Origin of the sequence: Rhizobium sp. 0TCS1.26 (genome assembly GCF_050455525.1) — a bacterium.
In the GTDB taxonomy this organism is placed as follows: Bacteria; Pseudomonadota; Alphaproteobacteria; order Rhizobiales; family Rhizobiaceae; genus Neorhizobium.
This window is the reverse complement of sequence record NZ_JBCIYV010000007.1, coordinates 1-17,320: the sequence shown is the minus strand read 5'-3', so window position 1 is coordinate 17,320 and position 17,320 is coordinate 1. Positions and strand designations below refer to the sequence as shown.

The 17,320-nt window shown below is 60.4% G+C and carries 12 protein-coding genes, 1 tRNA gene and 2 pseudogenes; 14 read left to right on the top strand and 1 reads right to left on the bottom strand.

From position 1 onward, the window contains the following. From AAIH46_RS21450 to rpoC, 10 genes and pseudogenes are all read left to right on the top strand, one after another. Positions 1–72: pseudogene (locus AAIH46_RS21450) on the top strand (elongation factor Tu); the annotation flags it as partial. A gap of 577 nt (positions 73–649) precedes the next feature. Further along, positions 650–725 (top strand) — tRNA-Trp (locus AAIH46_RS21445). Positions 726–920: 195 nt separating this feature from the next. Next, positions 921–1,121 carry a preprotein translocase subunit SecE gene (secE, locus tag AAIH46_RS21440; protein ID WP_252755587.1) on the top strand — a complete coding sequence of 67 codons (201 nt, stop codon included), beginning with the start codon at positions 921–923 and terminating at the stop codon, positions 1,119–1,121. A gap of 16 nt (positions 1,122–1,137) precedes the next feature. Beyond that, positions 1,138–1,668, top strand: a complete 531-nt coding sequence (gene nusG, locus AAIH46_RS21435; protein ID WP_430308100.1) for a transcription termination/antitermination protein NusG — start codon at positions 1,138–1,140, stop codon at positions 1,666–1,668. A 143-nt stretch (positions 1,669–1,811) separates the two neighbouring features. After that, positions 1,812–2,243, top strand: coding sequence for a 50S ribosomal protein L11 (rplK, locus tag AAIH46_RS21430; protein WP_145303266.1), 432 nt, complete (start codon positions 1,812–1,814; stop codon positions 2,241–2,243). Positions 2,244–2,245: 2 nt separating this feature from the next. Next, on the top strand, positions 2,246–2,941 hold the full coding sequence (rplA, locus tag AAIH46_RS21425) for a 50S ribosomal protein L1 (RefSeq protein WP_430308099.1): 696 nt from the start codon (positions 2,246–2,248) through the stop codon (positions 2,939–2,941). Positions 2,942–3,287: 346 nt separating this feature from the next. Beyond that, entirely contained in the window at positions 3,288–3,806 is a 519-nt protein-coding gene (gene rplJ / locus AAIH46_RS21420; RefSeq protein ID WP_430308098.1) for a 50S ribosomal protein L10, read from the top strand. Between the two features lie 60 nt (positions 3,807–3,866). Next, positions 3,867–4,244, top strand: a complete 378-nt coding sequence (rplL, locus tag AAIH46_RS21415; protein ID WP_430308097.1) for a 50S ribosomal protein L7/L12 — start codon at positions 3,867–3,869, stop codon at positions 4,242–4,244. A 256-nt stretch (positions 4,245–4,500) separates the two neighbouring features. Continuing rightward, positions 4,501–8,670, top strand: coding sequence for a DNA-directed RNA polymerase subunit beta (rpoB, locus tag AAIH46_RS21410; RefSeq protein ID WP_430308095.1), 4,170 nt, complete (start codon positions 4,501–4,503; stop codon positions 8,668–8,670). A gap of 181 nt (positions 8,671–8,851) precedes the next feature. Then, entirely contained in the window at positions 8,852–13,060 is a 4,209-nt protein-coding gene (gene rpoC, locus AAIH46_RS21405) for a DNA-directed RNA polymerase subunit beta' (RefSeq protein WP_430308094.1), read from the top strand. A 292-nt stretch (positions 13,061–13,352) separates the two neighbouring features. On the opposite strand, the gene AAIH46_RS21400 is transcribed toward rpoC, so the two are convergent. After that, positions 13,353–13,646, bottom strand: coding sequence for a transcriptional regulator (locus AAIH46_RS21400; protein ID WP_430308093.1), 294 nt, complete (start codon positions 13,644–13,646; stop codon positions 13,353–13,355). A gap of 476 nt (positions 13,647–14,122) precedes the next feature. Here AAIH46_RS21400 and rpsL point away from each other — a divergent pair, with 476 nt between their 5' ends. From rpsL to AAIH46_RS21380, 4 genes and pseudogenes are all read left to right on the top strand, one after another. Beyond that, the gene (rpsL, locus tag AAIH46_RS21395; RefSeq protein WP_003507760.1) at positions 14,123–14,494 is read left to right on the top strand and encodes a 30S ribosomal protein S12; all 372 of its coding nucleotides are present in this window, start codon (positions 14,123–14,125) and stop codon (positions 14,492–14,494) included. Between the two features lie 74 nt (positions 14,495–14,568). Beyond that, a complete protein-coding gene (gene rpsG, locus AAIH46_RS21390) occupies positions 14,569–15,039 on the top strand; it encodes a 30S ribosomal protein S7 (RefSeq protein ID WP_430308092.1) in 471 nt (156 codons plus the stop codon). Positions 15,040–15,072: 33 nt separating this feature from the next. Beyond that, positions 15,073–17,172, top strand: coding sequence for an elongation factor G (gene fusA, locus AAIH46_RS21385; protein ID WP_430308091.1), 2,100 nt, complete (start codon positions 15,073–15,075; stop codon positions 17,170–17,172). Positions 17,173–17,244: 72 nt separating this feature from the next. After that, a pseudogene (locus AAIH46_RS21380) lies at positions 17,245–17,320 on the top strand (GTP-binding protein); the annotation flags it as partial.

Sequence of the window (17,320 nt, the reverse complement as noted above, 5' to 3'; positions counted from 1 at the left end):
AAGCTGCGCTTCGCTATCCGCGAAGGCGGCCGTACCGTCGGCGCCGGCATCGTCGCCTCGATCATCGAGTAATCTGGTTCCCGCAAGGGATCCCGATGAACGCCCTGCCGGAAACGGCGGGGCGTTTTTTTTTGTGTCAGGCTGGTGAGCCTGATCTGCATGCCGACGACAGGCGCTCAAGTGTGGGCAGGGATGTGACGGGAAAGGTTTTGGCGTGGAGACTTCCGTAGCCCGGCGACGGTGGGACGCGACCGCCGCGATCATGCTGATTCTCCCGGCGATTCTTTTTACCGGTATGCCGGTGCATGCCGCATGTCCCGACCGGCCGGCCTGTCGCGGATGCGGTTGCAAGGGCGGCCCCGGTTACCGCGGGCCGGATGGACGCTGCGTCGGCTTCTCGTCGCTCGACAAGATCTGCGGGCGCCCGCCAGAGACCCGCTGCACCTTCGAGAACGCGCCGGGGACCGGCGCCAACCGCGACTGCGCGACAGGTTCCAGACGGGCGAGGGGAGGCGGTTGATCTCCTCCACAGACAAGTGGGCGCCGACCGAGAGAAAGTGAAGCGAACCCGATAAACCCACTTGCCAATAGGTCATTCGCGTTTTAAAGCAGCGCCATGCTTGCGAAGGGCAACTTTCGAAAGACACCTAGGGGTATAGCTCAGTTGGTAGAGCGGCGGTCTCCAAAACCGCAGGTCGTCGGTTCAAGCCCGGCTGCCCCTGCCAGTCCTCCGCGGCGACGGGAATGGTCTCGTTGATTGGTGGGAGGAAGGACGGCCGAACCCAATTCGGCAAATTGTGCCAAACATTGCTTTTCCTCTTGTGAAAGGGGAATGCGGTGTTTATGTAGGGTGAAAACAGACACGCGGTGCGTGGGGCTGAACTATTTCAGCTTTACGTGCCGTAATTGCGTGGGCAGATATGGCATCCAAAACCAATCCATTTACGTTTCTGCAGCAGGTGCGCGCTGAAACGTCGAAAGTTACCTGGCCTTCTCGTCGCGAGACGATGATCTCCACGGCTATGGTGCTGGTGATGGTGATTTTCGCTGCGTTGTTCTTCTTTGCCGCGGACCAGCTGATCGGCTGGCTGATCGGCCTCGTGCTGAATTTCAGCATTTGATTTTGTGGAGATGAAGATGGCGGCACGTTGGTACATCGTCCACGCATATTCGAATTTCGAGAAGAAGGTCGCCGAGGACATCGAGCACAAGGCTCGACAGAAGGGCCTCGACCATCTGTTCGAAAAGATCCTTGTGCCGACCGAGAAGGTCGTCGAGGTGCGCCGCGGCCGCAAGGTCGATACCGAGCGCAAGTTCTTCCCGGGTTACGTGCTGGTGCGCGCCAACCTGACGGATGAGGCCTACCACCTCATCAAGAATACGCCGAAGGTCACGGGCTTCCTCGGTTCCGACAACAAGCCGGTTCCGATCCCTGATTTCGAAGCCGATCGCATCCTCGGTCAGGTCCAGGAGGGCGTCGAGCGTCCGAAGTCGTCCATCTCGTTCGAGATTGGCGAGCAGGTCCGGGTCTCGGATGGTCCCTTCGCTTCGTTCAACGGCACCGTTCAGGATGTCGACGAAGAACGGTCGCGCCTCAAGGTCGAGGTGTCGATCTTCGGCCGCGCGACCCCGGTCGAACTCGAATACGGTCAGGTCGAAAAGGTCTGATCCATCGGTTGCCTCAGGCATCCGATCCCGCGTGGGAGGATGGCGTTCGTTAGCCGCGCGCCCTCTCCGAACCACGCAACCGCAGCCGCCGGATGAAACCGGCAAGACGGGCCGGGTAACCGGTCGCAACGAAAGGCAGAGAAATGGCTAAGAAAGTCGCAGGCCAGCTCAAGCTTCAGGTCAAGGCAGGATCGGCAAACCCGTCCCCGCCGATCGGCCCGGCGCTTGGTCAGCGTGGCATCAACATCATGGAATTCTGTAAGGCGTTCAATGCCGCCACGCAGGAAATGGAAAAGGGTATGCCGATCCCGGTCGTCATCACCTATTACCAGGACAAGTCCTTCACCTTCGCAATGAAGCAGCCGCCGGTTACCTACTGGCTGAAGAAGGAAGCAAAGATCACCTCCGGTTCGAAGACCCCGGGCAAGGGTGCCAAGGTGGGTACCATCACCAAGGCTCAGGTCCGTGCGATCGCCGAAGGTAAGATGAAGGATCTGAACGCCGCCGACGTCGAAGGCGCAATGCTGATGGTCGAGGGCTCTGCCCGCTCCATGGGCCTGGAAGTGGTGGCTTAATCATGGTCAAGATTGCAAAGCGCGTCCAGAAGTCCCGCGAAGGCATCGATCCGACCAAGCTGATTGCTCTCACCGACGCAATCTCGCTCGTCAAGGAACGCGCCACCGCGAAGTTCGACGAAACCGTTGAAATCGCCATGAACCTCGGCGTCGACCCGCGTCACGCCGACCAGATGGTCCGTGGCGTCGTCAATCTGCCGAACGGCACCGGCCGCGACGTTCGCGTCGCCGTCTTCGCACGCGGTGCCAAGGCTGACGAAGCCAAGGCTGCCGGTGCAGACATCGTCGGCGCCGAAGACCTGGTCGAGATTGTCCAGGGCGGCAAGATCGACTTCGACCGTTGCATCGCAACGCCGGACATGATGCCGCTCGTCGGCCGTCTCGGCAAGGTGCTCGGCCCGCGTGGCATGATGCCGAACCCGAAGGTGGGTACGGTCACCATGGACGTTGCCGGTGCGGTCAAGGCATCCAAGGGCGGTGCTGTCGAATTCCGCGTCGAGAAGGCTGGTATCATCCATGCCGGTATCGGCAAGGCTTCGTTCGACGCCAAGGCTCTGGAAGAAAACATCAAGGCATTCGCCGATGCGGTCGTCAAGGCCAAGCCGGCTGGCGCCAAGGGCAACTACGTCAAGCGCGTCGCGCTGTCCTCGACCATGGGTCCGGGCGTGCGCATCGAGCCGTCGACGGTCATCGCCTGATCAGTTTCCGGAGCCTTCGGGTTCCGGTTGAAAAGAATTTCCGGGCCTTCGGGTCCGGAAATCCGGAGAAATCCGGAATTCCTGTCCGAGATTGTGGGTGGTTAAGTCCTTAATCGCTTTGCCTGCATGAGACGGGTAAGACCAGAATTGTCCAGGGTGCCGCAAGGCGCTGCTGAAGGTTCCGGTTCGAACCTGGTGTGCCTTGTGCCTTAAGCCGTTGCGGCTCAAGTGCGGGGGGACAGGATCCTCGAGCGCCGCTCGGGTATCTTGATGACAAGATCCCTTGGGGCAGAAGGCAACCCGGCAGGGTCCGATTTCGGTCGGTCCTGTCAACTGGAGACAGACAGTGGAAAGAGCGGAAAAACGCGAATTCGTCACGGAGCTGAACGAAGTCTTCAAGGCTTCTGGTTCGGTTGTCGTGGCCCACTATGCTGGCGTCACAGTCGCACAGATGAACGATTTTCGTTCGAAGATGCGCGCTGCTGGCGGTAGCGTCAAAGTCGCGAAGAACCGCCTGGCCAAAATCGCTCTTCAGGGCACGGAGTCGGAAGGGATGATCGATCTCTTCCAGGGTCAGACGCTTATCGCATATAGCCAAGACCCGATCACGGCTCCCAAGGTCCTCATGGACTTCGCCAAGACCAACGACAAGCTCGTTGTTCTGGGTGGTTCCATGGGCGCAACAACCCTTTCCGCCGATGCAGTCAAGTCGCTCGCGACCCTGCCGTCGCTGGACGAACTGCGTGCAAAGCTGCTGGGCATGATCCAGACGCCGGCCACGCGCATCGCAGGGGTTGTTCAGGCACCGGCAGCTCAGCTGGCCCGCGTGTTTGCAGCCTACGCCAAGAAGGACGAAGCCGCTTAAGGCGGTTTTTCACGCTGTACCGAATTAAACCAGTTCGAACTGAACAAAAGGAATATGACTATGGCTGATCTCGCAAAGATCGTTGACGACCTCTCCTCGCTGACCGTTCTGGAAGCTGCTGAGCTTTCCAAGCTGCTCGAAGAGAAGTGGGGCGTTTCGGCTGCCGCTCCGGTAGCTGTTGCTGCTGCTGGCGGCGCTGGCGCTGCTGCTCCGGCTGAAGAAGAAAAGACCGAGTTCGACGTCATCCTCACGGATGCCGGCGCGAACAAGATCAACGTCATCAAGGAAGTCCGCGCCATCACCGGTCTCGGCCTCAAGGAAGCCAAGGACCTCGTCGAAGGCGCTCCGAAGGCTGTCAAGGAAGCCGTTTCCAAGGGCGAAGCTGCCGACCTCAAGAAGAAGCTTGAAGACGCTGGCGCCAAGGTTGACGTCAAGTAATATCGGAATGCGACGGGGGAGGGCACAAATGCCCTCTCCCGTTGTTCTATTCCTGCGAACTGATTACCCAAAAGCCCTTGAAACGGCTTTTGGGTAATGGGTTCTTCAAGAGGATGGTTTCTCCTTTGGCCCCCCGGCAATCCGGCCGGCGGCTCGAGCGTAGGAACGAGATTGAACCACCCATTGATCGACGGGGGCGACTGGCCAGCGTATCCCGTCCGTTGCAGGCCCGGATGCAATTTTTGAAGGAGCGACGATGGCTCAGACCCTTTCGTTCAACGGTCGCAGGCGCGTACGCAAGTTTTTCGGAAAGATCCCCGAAGTTACCGAGATGCCGAACCTCATCGAGGTTCAGAAGGCATCTTACGATCAGTTCCTGATGGTCGAGGAGCCGGAAGGCGGCCGCCCCGACGAGGGGCTTAACGCCGTTTTCCGGTCCGTGTTCCCGATCACCGACTTCTCCGGCGCTTCGATGCTGGAATTCGTGTCCTACGAATTCGAGCCGCCGAAGTTCGACGTCGAGGAATGCCGTCAGCGCGACCTGACCTATGCGGCACCGCTCAAGGTGACGCTGCGCCTCATCGTGTTCGATATCGACGAGGATACGGGCGCCAAGTCCATCAAGGACATCAAGGAACAGTCCGTCTACATGGGCGACATGCCGCTGATGACCGATAACGGGACGTTCATCGTGAACGGCACCGAACGCGTTATCGTGTCGCAGATGCACCGTTCGCCGGGCGTGTTCTTCGACCACGACAAGGGCAAGAGCCACTCGTCCGGCAAGCTGCTGTTTGCCGCCCGCGTCATCCCTTATCGCGGTTCCTGGCTGGACATCGAGTTCGACGCCAAGGACATCGTCTACGCGCGTATCGACCGTCGCCGCAAGATCCCTGCGACCTCGCTGCTGATGGCGCTGGGCATGGATGGCGAAGAAATCCTGTCGACGTTCTACACCAAGTCGATCTACCAGCGCGACGGTCAGGGCTGGCGTATTCCCTTCCAGCCGGAAACGCTGAAGGGTGCAAAGACGCTGTCCGACATGATCGACGCCGATACCGGCGAAGTGGTCGTCGAATCCGGCAAGAAGCTGACCCCGCGCCTGCTCCGCCAGCTGACCGACAAGGGCCTGAAGGCCCTGCGCGCCAGCGATGAGGATCTGGTCGGCAACTTCGTCGCCGAGGATATCGTCAACCCGGAAACCGGCGAAGTCTACCTGGAAGCCGGCGAAGAACTGGAAATGGCGCTGGACGCCAAGTCCGGCGAACGCAAGGGCAACCTCGTCGAACTGATGAAGCTCGGTTTCGACGAGATCCCGATCCTCGATATCGACCACATCAATGTCGGCGCCTATATCCGCAACACGCTTGTTGCCGATAAGAACGAGAGCCGCCAGGAAGCCCTGTTCGACATCTACCGCGTCATGCGTCCCGGCGAGCCGCCGACCATGGAATCGGCAGAAGCGATGTTCAACTCGCTGTTCTTCGACGCCGAGCGCTACGACCTGTCGGCCGTCGGTCGCGTCAAGATGAACATGCGCCTCGACGTCGATGCGCCGGACACCATGCGCGTTCTGCGCAAGGAAGACATCCTGGCCGTGGTCCGGATGCTCGTCGAACTGCGCGACGGCAAGGGCGAGATCGACGATATCGACAACCTCGGCAACCGTCGCGTCCGTTCGGTCGGCGAGCTGATGGAAAATCAGTACCGTCTCGGCCTGCTACGCATGGAGCGCGCCATCAAGGAGCGCATGTCGTCGATCGAGATCGACACCGTCATGCCGCAGGACCTGATCAACGCGAAGCCGGCGGCTGCCGCGGTGCGTGAATTCTTCGGCTCCTCGCAGCTGTCGCAGTTCATGGACCAGGTGAACCCGCTGTCGGAAATCACCCACAAGCGCCGTCTTTCGGCACTTGGCCCGGGTGGTCTGACGCGTGAACGCGCCGGCTTCGAAGTCCGCGACGTTCATCCGACGCATTACGGCCGTATCTGCCCGATTGAAACGCCGGAAGGCCCGAATATCGGTCTGATCAACTCGCTTGCCACCTTCGCCCGGGTCAACAAGTACGGCTTCATCGAAAGCCCGTACCGCAAGATCATCGACGGCAAGGTGACCAACGAAGTGCTCTACCTCTCCGCCATGGAAGAGGCGAAGTACTACGTTGCCCAGGCCAATGCCGAGCTGGACGCCGAAGGCCAGTTCACCGAAGAGTTCGTGGTTTGCCGTCATGCCGGCGAAGTCATGCTGTCGCCGCGCGATACCATCAACCTGATGGACGTCTCGCCGAAGCAGCTGGTTTCGGTCGCAGCCGCGCTGATCCCGTTCCTCGAAAACGACGACGCCAACCGCGCTCTGATGGGCTCGAACATGCAGCGTCAGGCCGTGCCTCTGGTACGCGCCGAAGCGCCGTTCGTCGGAACCGGCATGGAGCCGGTGGTTGCCCGTGACTCGGGTGCCGCCATCGCTGCACGCCGCAGCGGCGTTGTCGATCAGGTCGACGCGACGCGTATCGTTCTGCGCGCCACGGAAGATCTGGATGCCGGCAAGTCGGGCGTCGACATCTACCGTCTGCAGAAGTTCCAGCGTTCGAACCAGAACACCTGCGTCAACCAGCGTCCGCTGGTGGCAGTCGGCGATATCATCTCCAAGGGTGACATCATCGCCGACGGTCCGTCGACGGATCTCGGTGACCTGGCGCTCGGCCGCAACGCGCTCGTCGCGTTCATGCCGTGGAACGGCTACAACTACGAAGACTCGATCCTGCTCTCCGAGCGCATCGTGTCGGACGACGTGTTCACCTCCATCCACATCGAAGAATTCGAAGTGATGGCGCGTGACACCAAGCTTGGTCCGGAAGAAATCACCCGCGACATTCCGAACGTTTCGGAAGAAGCGCTGAGGAACCTCGACGAAGCGGGCATCGTCTACATCGGCGCCGAAGTTCAGCCGGGCGACATTCTCGTCGGCAAGATCACCCCGAAGGGCGAAAGCCCGATGACGCCGGAAGAAAAGCTTCTGCGCGCCATCTTCGGTGAAAAGGCTTCGGACGTCCGCGACACGTCGATGCGCATGCCTCCGGGCACGTTCGGCACCGTCGTTGAAGTCCGCGTCTTCAACCGTCACGGCGTCGAAAAGGACGAACGTGCGATGGCGATCGAGCGTGAAGAGATCGAACGCCTGGCCAAGGACCGCGACGACGAACAGGCGATCCTCGATCGCAACGTCTACGGCCGTCTTCTGGACATGCTGCGCGGTCAGGTTTCGGTTGCCGGTCCCAAGGGCTTCAAGAAGGGCGTCGAGCTCGCCAACGCTGTCGTGTCGGAGTATCCGCGCTCTCAGTGGTGGATGTTCGCCGTCGAGGACGAAAAGGTCCAGGGCGAGATCGAAGCTCTGCGTGGCCAGTACGACGAATCCAAGTCGCGCCTTGAACAGCGCTTCATGGACAAGGTCGAAAAGGTTCAGCGCGGCGACGAAATGCCTCCGGGCGTCATGAAGATGGTCAAGGTCTTCGTCGCTGTGAAGCGCAAGATCCAGCCGGGCGACAAGATGGCCGGCCGTCACGGCAACAAGGGCGTCGTGTCGCGCATCGTACCGGTCGAGGACATGCCGTTCCTCGAAGATGGCACGCATGTCGACATCGTTCTGAACCCGCTCGGCGTGCCGTCGCGCATGAACGTCGGCCAGATCCTCGAAACCCATCTGGCCTGGGCTTGCGCCGGCATGGGTCGTCGGATCGGTGAGATGCTGGAGGAGTACAAGCGCTCCAGCGACATCGCCGAGCTGAAGCAGGAACTGACCGAGATCTACGCGTCGGAGTCGCATAACGAAGTGGCGAGCTTCGACGACGAGTCGCTCGTGCGTCTGGCTGAAGAGGCAAAGCGTGGCGTGTCCATCGCGACGCCGGTCTTCGACGGTGCGCATGAGCCGGACGTTGCGGCGATGCTGACGAAGGCGGGTCTCGATCCGTCGGGTCAGTCGGTTCTGTACGATGGTCGTACCGGTGAAGCCTTCGACCGCAAGGTCACCGTCGGCTACATGTACATGATCAAGCTGAACCACCTTGTCGACGACAAGATCCATGCTCGTTCGATCGGTCCTTACTCGCTCGTCACCCAGCAGCCGCTCGGTGGTAAGGCGCAGTTCGGCGGTCAGCGCTTCGGGGAAATGGAAGTCTGGGCTCTGGAAGCCTACGGCGCCGCCTACACCCTGCAGGAAATGCTGACGGTGAAGTCGGACGACGTGGCCGGTCGTACCAAGGTCTATGAAGCCATTGTCCGCGGCGATGACACCTTCGAGGCCGGCATTCCGGAGAGCTTCAACGTTCTCGTCAAGGAAATGCGCTCGCTGGGTCTGTCGGTCGAGCTGGAGAATTCCAAGCTCGACGCCGTCGACGGTTCGGGACAGCTTCCCGACGCGGCAGAATAAGAAACGAGAGGCGCGCGCCCCACGGCGCGCGCCGTCCCCGCCTGTTGCCTCAGGTTGCACGGCAGGGGAATTTCGCCGCATTTCGCGGCTAAGACCGTTTTAGGCGGCGGACCAGCCCTCCGGGTCATCGGGCAGGTTACGCACGCAAGCTGAGGGCTCAAGGCCCCACAAGGAGATAGGCATGAACCAAGAGGTCATGAATCTTTTCAACCCGCAGGTCCCTGCGCAACACTTCGACTCGATCCGGATATCGATCGCGTCTCCTGAGAAGATTCTCTCCTGGTCCTACGGCGAAATCAAAAAGCCGGAGACCATCAACTATCGTACGTTCAAGCCGGAACGCGACGGCCTGTTCTGCGCGCGCATCTTTGGCCCGATCAAGGACTACGAGTGCCTGTGCGGCAAGTACAAGCGCATGAAGTACAAGGGCATCATCTGCGAAAAGTGCGGCGTCGAAGTCACGCTGTCGCGCGTTCGCCGCGAGCGCATGGGCCACATCGAGCTCGCCGCTCCGGTTGCCCATATCTGGTTCCTGAAGTCGCTTCCTTCGCGCATCTCGACGCTGCTCGACATGACGCTGAAGGATGTCGAACGCGTTCTCTACTTCGAAAACTACATCGTCACGGAACCGGGCCTGACCGCGCTCAAGGAAAACCAGCTGCTCTCCGAAGAGGAGTACATGCTGGCGATCGACGAGTACGGCGAAGACCAGTTCACCGCGATGATCGGTGCTGAAGCCATCTATGAGATGCTGGCTTCGATGAACCTGGAAAAGCTCGCCGGCGACCTGCGCTCGGATCTGGCCGACACCACGTCGGATCTGAAGCAGAAGAAGCTGATGAAGCGTCTGAAGATCGTCGAGAACTTCATCGAATCCGGCAACAAGCCGGAATGGATGATCATGAAGGTCGTTCCTGTCATCCCGCCGGACCTGCGCCCGCTGGTTCCGCTGGACGGCGGCCGCTTTGCGACGTCCGACCTCAACGACCTCTACCGTCGCGTGATCAACCGTAACAACCGTCTGAAGCGTCTGATCGAACTGCGCGCTCCGGGCATCATCATCCGCAACGAAAAGCGCATGCTGCAGGAATCAGTGGACGCGCTGTTCGACAACGGCCGCCGTGGCCGCGTCATCACCGGCGCCAACAAGCGTCCGCTGAAGTCGCTGTCCGACATGCTGAAGGGCAAGCAGGGCCGCTTCCGTCAGAACCTGCTCGGCAAGCGCGTCGACTATTCCGGTCGTTCGGTCATCGTGACCGGTCCGGAACTGAAGCTGCACCAGTGCGGCCTGCCGAAGAAGATGGCGCTCGAACTGTTCAAGCCGTTCATCTACGCCCGCCTCGATGCCAAGGGTTACTCCTCGACCGTCAAGCAGGCCAAGAAGCTGGTCGAGAAGGAAAAGCCGGAAGTCTGGGATATCCTCGACGAAGTCATCCGCGAACATCCGGTTTTGCTGAACCGCGCACCGACGCTGCACCGCCTGGGTATCCAGGCCTTCGAACCGATCCTGGTCGAAGGCAAGGCCATCCAGCTGCACCCGCTCGTCTGCACGGCGTTCAACGCCGACTTCGACGGCGACCAGATGGCTGTCCACGTACCGCTTTCGCTGGAAGCCCAGCTTGAAGCCCGCGTGCTGATGATGTCGACGAACAACATCCTGCATCCGGCAAACGGTGCTCCGATCATCGTTCCGTCGCAGGACATGGTTCTCGGCCTGTACTACCTGTCGATCATGAACGAGAACGAGCCGGGCCAGGGCATGGTCTTCTCCGACATGGGCGAACTGCACCATGCGCTCGAGAACAAGGTCGTTACCCTGCATGCCAAGATCCGCGGCCGCTTCAAGACGGTCGACGAGGACGGCAAGCCGGTTTCCAAGATCCATGACACGACGCCGGGCCGGATGATCATCGGCGAGCTTCTGCCGAAGAACTTCAAGGTGCCGTTCGAGACCTGCAACCAGGAAATGACCAAGAAGAACATCTCCAAGATGATCGACACGGTCTACCGTCACTGCGGTCAGAAGGACACGGTGATCTTCTGCGACCGGATCATGCAGCTGGGCTTCACCCACGCCTGCAAGGCCGGCATTTCGTTCGGCAAGGACGACATGATCATCCCGGAAACCAAGGCGAAGATCGTCGGGGACACCGAAACGCTGGTCAAGGAATACGAGCAGCAGTACAACGACGGCCTGATCACTCAGGGCGAGAAGTACAACAAGGTCGTCGACGCCTGGGGCAAGGCAACCGAAAAGGTCGCCGAGGACATGATGGCCCGCATTAAGGCCGTCGAGTTCGACCCGGAGACCGGTCGCCAGAAGCAGATGAACGCCATCTACATGATGTCACACTCCGGTGCGCGTGGTTCTCCGAACCAGATGCGTCAGCTAGGCGGCATGCGCGGCCTGATGGCCAAGCCGTCGGGTGAAATCATCGAGACGCCGATCATCTCGAACTTCAAGGAAGGTCTGACCGTTAACGAGTACTTCAACTCGACCCACGGCGCCCGTAAGGGCCTTGCAGACACGGCTCTGAAGACCGCCAACTCGGGCTACCTGACGCGTCGTCTCGTCGACGTGGCGCAGGACTGCATCGTGAACCTCGTCGACTGCGGCACTGAAAAGGGCCTCACGATGACGGCGATCGTCGATGCCGGCCAGGTTGTGGCTTCCATCGGCGCCCGCGTTCTGGGCCGTACGGCACTTGACGATATCGATCATCCGGTCACGGGTGAGCGGATCGTTGATGCCGGCCGGATGATCCTCGAGCCGGACGTCATCGAGATCGAAAAGGCGGGCATCCAGTCCATCCGCATCCGTTCGGCTCTGACCTGCGAAGTTCAGACCGGCGTCTGCTCGGTGTGCTATGGTCGCGACCTTGCACGCGGTACCCCGGTCAACATGGGCGAAGCCGTCGGTGTCATCGCGGCTCAGTCGATCGGTGAGCCGGGTACCCAGCTCACCATGCGTACCTTCCACTTGGGCGGTACGGCAAACGTGGTCGACCAGTCGTTCCTGGAAGCCTCCTACGAGGGCACGATCCAGATCAAGAACCGTAACCTGCTGCGGAACTCCGAAGGCAACCTGATTGCCATGGGCCGCAACCTGGCGGTGACGATCCTGGACGAACGCGGCGTGGAACGGTCCTCGCAGCGTGTTGCCTACGGTTCGAAGGTGTTCGTTGACGACAACGACACGGTCAAGCGTGGCCAGCGTCTGGCAGAGTGGGACCCCTACACCCGCCCGATGCTGACGGAAGTCGCCGGTGTGGTTTCGTTCGAAGACGTGGTCGACTCGATCTCGGTTTCGGAATCCACCGACGAATCCACCGGCATCACCAAGCGTCAGGTCATCGACTGGCGTTCGACGCCGCGCGGTACCGACCTGAAGCCGGCGGTCGTCGTCAAGGACGCCAGCGGCAACATCCTGAAGCTCGCTCGCGGTGGTGATGCGCGTTACATGCTGTCCGTCGACGCCATCCTGTCGGTCGAGCCGGGTCAGAAGGTCAGCCAGGGCGACGTCCTTGCGCGTGTTCCGATGGAAAGCGCCAAGACCAAGGACATCACCGGTGGTCTGCCGCGCGTCGCCGAACTGTTCGAAGCTCGTCGTCCGAAGGACCATGCCATCATCGCTGAGATCGATGGTACGATCCGCCTCGGCCGCGACTACAAGAACAAGCGTCGCGTCATGATCGAACCCGCCGAAGACGGTGTGGAAGCTGTCGAATACCTGATCCCGAAGGGCAAGCCCTTCCACCTTCAGGACGGCGACTACATCGAAAAGGGCGATTACATCCTCGACGGCAATCCTGCGCCGCACGACATCCTGGCGATCAAGGGCGTGGAAGCACTCGCTTCCTACCTGGTCAACGAAATCCAGGAAGTCTACCGACTGCAGGGCGTTGTGATCAACGACAAGCACATCGAGGTGATCGTTCGCCAGATGCTGCAGAAGGTCGAGATCACCGACTCGGGCGACAGCCAGTACATCGTTGGCGACAACGTGGACCGGATCGAGCTCGAAGATGCCAACGACCGCCTGGTCGAGGAAGGCAAGAAGCCGGCTTACGGTGATCCGGTTCTGCTCGGCATCACCAAGGCTTCGCTGCAGACGCCGTCGTTCATCTCGGCTGCATCCTTCCAGGAGACCACAAAGGTTCTCACGGAAGCTGCAATTGCCGGCAAGACCGACACGCTGCAAGGCCTGAAGGAAAACGTCATCGTCGGCCGCCTGATCCCGGCCGGTACCGGTGGTACCATGACGCAGATCCGCCGCATCGCCACTTCGCGCGACGAGATGATCCTCGACGAGCGGAAGAAGGGGTCGGGCGCCGGCTCTGCCACGCCGATGCTGCAGGACATGGCTGGCGAGAACACGCCGGCAGAATAAGACGGACCGGCTGCGCACTGCCGCAGCCGTCACCGCCCTGCGAAAAGCAAAACGCCCGGAGCGATCCGGGCGTTTTCTGTTTCTACTGATGTCTACAGGTTCCGAGCGTCATGGTGCTCCGGGCCGCACCCTCTCAGGTTTCCGATGTTGCCCTCACGTCCTCAGTGTTGCCCTGCGGCTCCCGAGTGCGGATCTGCATCAGCTACCGTCGAGGCGAGTAAAAGCGGCGAGGGGAGGCGTGACGGGCAGGAGAGGCCGGCCGATCCGCCTCAACCCAGGAGCCGGATTATCCTCAGCCGAAGCGGACGATCGATACTTCGCCCTCGAGTGCCCCCTGGTAGGCGGCAGCGTAGGGTTCGTCGACCGGCTCCTCGGTCATGACGCCGATCTGGTCGAGGTCCGCTTCAAGGAAGCCTTCCTCGGAGAGAGCGTTCAGCGCATCACGCACCGCGGTGTCATCATCGGGCGCGCGCAGCAGGATGTGCAGTTCGACGCCTTCGCTGTCCTTGGTCAGATAGCCTTTGCCGATGATGATGAAGATCATCGGCTGATCCAGGTTGTTGTCGTTGTCAGGGTCGGTGATCATGGCGATGGATTCCGGTTCGAGAAGCAGGGCCGACTCAGGCGGCGACGGTTGGCGGGATATTTAGCGGCTTGCCAGGCAATGCCCAGTGGTTAATGATTGCCTGCAGGAAATTCAAGCATTCGGGTGCCGGTCCCTGTCCCGAAAAGCCCGGAAGACAGGCACTTCGGGGACTAATTTCGTTTCGGGCCTTGACGCGAGGGGCTCGAAACAGTAAACGCCCGGCATCGGATGCGATGTGAGGCTACTCCGTTCGGAACGTCTAGTTCCTGACTTTGCCTCAAACAAGCTTCCAAAGCGCACGTTGAAGACAAGAATGCTGCACGCATGACGCAGGTGATGCGTCCTCTGCTTTAGGTGGTCCATCCGGAATTCGGGTAGGCCACGTTTTGCGTATGTTGATATGTGTGTCGAGGCCGGAGACGGCGAAACACTGGCCCGAAAGGGTTCTGAGACAAGATTTTACAAGGGATGGGTATATGCCTACCGTAAACCAGCTGATCCGCAAGCCGCGCCAGGCACAGGTAAAGCGCAACAAGGTGCCTGCTCTGCAGGAGAACCCGCAGAAGCGCGGTGTTTGCACCCGCGTCTACACGACGACCCCGAAGAAGCCGAACTCGGCTCTGCGTAAGGTTGCCAAGATTCGCCTGACCAACGGCTTCGAAGTCATCGGTTACATCCCGGGTGAAGGCCACAACCTTCAGGAACACTCCGTCGTGATGATCCGCGGCGGCCGCGTCAAGGACTTGCCGGGTGTGCGTTATCACATCATCCGCGGCGTCCTCGATACCCAGGGTGTCAAGAACCGCAAGCAGCGCCGCTCCAAGTACGGTGCCAAGCGTCCGAAGTAATCCACCAGATCCGGCGCCGCGCGAGGTCCTCCGCGTGATAAGGCGCCTCTACACTTTTTGAAGAGACGGAACGTATGTCCAGACGTCACAAGGCTGAAAAGCGCGAAATCAACCCGGATCCGAAGTTCGGTGACCTGATCGTCACGAAGTTCATGAACGCCATCATGCTGCACGGCAAGAAGTCGGTTGCGGAAAGCATCGTATACGGCGCGTTCGACGCCGTTCAGGGCAAAGCCAAGGGCGAGCCCCTGCCGATCTTCCACCAGGCGCTCGAGAATGTTGCTCCCCACGTCGAAGTGCGTTCGCGCCGCGTCGGTGGTGCGACCTACCAGGTTCCGGTCGATGTCCGCCCAGAGCGCCGCCAGGCACTCGCCATCCGCTGGCTGATCGCCGCTGCGCGCAAGCGCAACGAGACCACCATGGTCGATCGCCTGTCGGGCGAACTGATGGACGCCGCAAACAACCGCGGCAGCGCTGTGAAGAAGCGCGAAGACACACACAAGATGGCAGACGCGAACCGCGCGTTCTCGCATTACCGCTGGTAATCGTCATCCGATCGACTTTCGAAAGGCAGTCCTATGGCTCGCGAATATAAAATCGAAGACTACCGTAATTTCGGTATCATGGCGCACATCGACGCCGGCAAGACGACGACCACCGAGCGTATCCTTTACTACACCGGTAAGTCGCACAAGATCGGCGAAGTCCATGACGGCGCCGCGACCATGGACTGGATGGAGCAGGAGCAGGAACGTGGTATCACCATCACGTCCGCTGCCACCACGACCTACTGGAAGGGTCGCGACGGCACCATGCGTCGCTTCAACATCATCGACACCCCCGGCCACGTCGACTTCACCATTGAAGTCGAGCGTTCGCTGCGCGTGCTCGACGGTGCCATCGCACTTCTCGACGCCAACGCCGGCGTAGAGCCGCAGACGGAAACCGTCTGGCGCCAGGCTGAGAAGTACAATGTCCCGCGGATGATCTTCTGCAACAAGATGGACAAGACCGGCGCTGACTTCTACCGCTCGGTCGAGATGATCAAGACCCGCCTGGGTGCCATCGCTGTCGTCATGCAGCTGCCGATTGGCGCCGAGACCGAGTTCAAGGGCGTCGTCGACCTGATCGAGATGAATGCCCTGGTCTGGCGCGACGAGTCGCTCGGCGCTGCCTGGGATGTCGTCGAGATCCCGGACGACCTGAAGGAAAAGGCTGCCGAGTATCGCGAAAAGATGATCGAACAGATCGTCGAAGTCGACGAGCAGGCAATGGAAGACTATCTGAACGGCATCATGCCGGACAACGACAAGATCCGCGCCCTGGTTCGCCGCGGCACGATCGACGTCAAGTTCCACCCGATGTTCTGCGGCACTGCCTTCAAGAACAAGGGCGTTCAGCCGCTCCTCGACGCCGTTGTCGAATACCTGCCGTCGCCGCTCGACATCCCGGCGATCAAGGGCATCGACGTCAAGACGGAAGCCGAGATCGAGCGTCACGCTGACGACAGCGAACCGCTGTCGATGCTGGCCTTCAAGATCATGAACGACCCCTTCGTCGGTTCGCTCACCTTCTGCCGCATCTATTCGGGCAAGCTCGAAAAGGGCGCATCCGTCATGAACACGGTCAAGGACAAGCGCGAGCGCGTCGGCCGTATGCTGCAGATGCACTCCAACAGCCGTGAAGACATCGAAGAAGCCTTCGCCGGCGACATCGTTGCTCTCGCAGGCCTCAAGGAATCGACGACGGGCGATACGCTCTGCGATCCGCTGAAGCCGGTTATCCTGGAACGCATGGAATTCCCCGAACCGGTCATCCAGATCGCCATCGAGCCGAAGTCCAAGGGCGACCAGGAAAAGATGGGCCTCGCGCTCAACCGCCTGGCTGCAGAAGATCCGTCGTTCCGCGTCAAGACCGACCAGGAATCCGGCCAGACGATCATTGCCGGCATGGGCGAACTTCACCTCGACATCATCGTCGACCGCATGCGTCGCGAGTTCAAGGTTGAAGCCACCGTCGGTGCTCCGCAGGTTGCCTACCGCGAAACCATCACGCGTCAGCACGAAGAAGACTACACGCACAAGAAGCAGTCCGGTGGTACCGGTCAGTTCGCCCGCGTCAAGATCGTCTTCGAACCGAACCCGGATGGCGAAGAGTTCAAGTTCGAGTCGAAGATCGTCGGTGGTGCTGTTCCGAAGGAATACATCCCGGGCGTCCAGAAGGGCATCGAAAGCGTTCTGTCGTCGGGCCCGCTGGCTGGCTTCCCGATGCTGGGCGTCAAGGCGACCCTCATCGACGGTGCCTTCCACGATGTCGACTCGTCGGTTCTCGCCTTCGAAATCGCCTCGCGTGCCTGCTTCCGTGAAGCAGCCAAGAAGGCTGGCGCACAGCTGCTCGAGCCGATGATGAAGGTGGAAGTCGTCACTCCGGAAGATTACGTCGGCGATGTCATCGGCGACCTGAACTCCCGTCGTGGCCAGATCCAGGGCCAGGAAAGCCGCGGTATCGCCGTGGTGATCAACGCCCACGTTCCGCTGGCGAACATGTTCAAGTACGTCGACAACCTGCGCTCGATGAGCCAGGGCCGCGCGCAGTATTCGATGGTCTTCGATCACTACGCACCGGTTCCGTCGAACGTCGCGCAGGAAATTCAGGCGAAGTACTCCGGTCAGAAGTGACCGGAGCCACTCAAGACAGATGAACTAGGAATTGCTCCGCTTCGTGCGGGGAAGTAGATTGGAGAGCCTGAAATGGCAAAGAGCAAGTTTGAGCGCAACAAGCCTCACGTCAACATCGGCACGATCGGTCACGTTGACCACGGCAAGA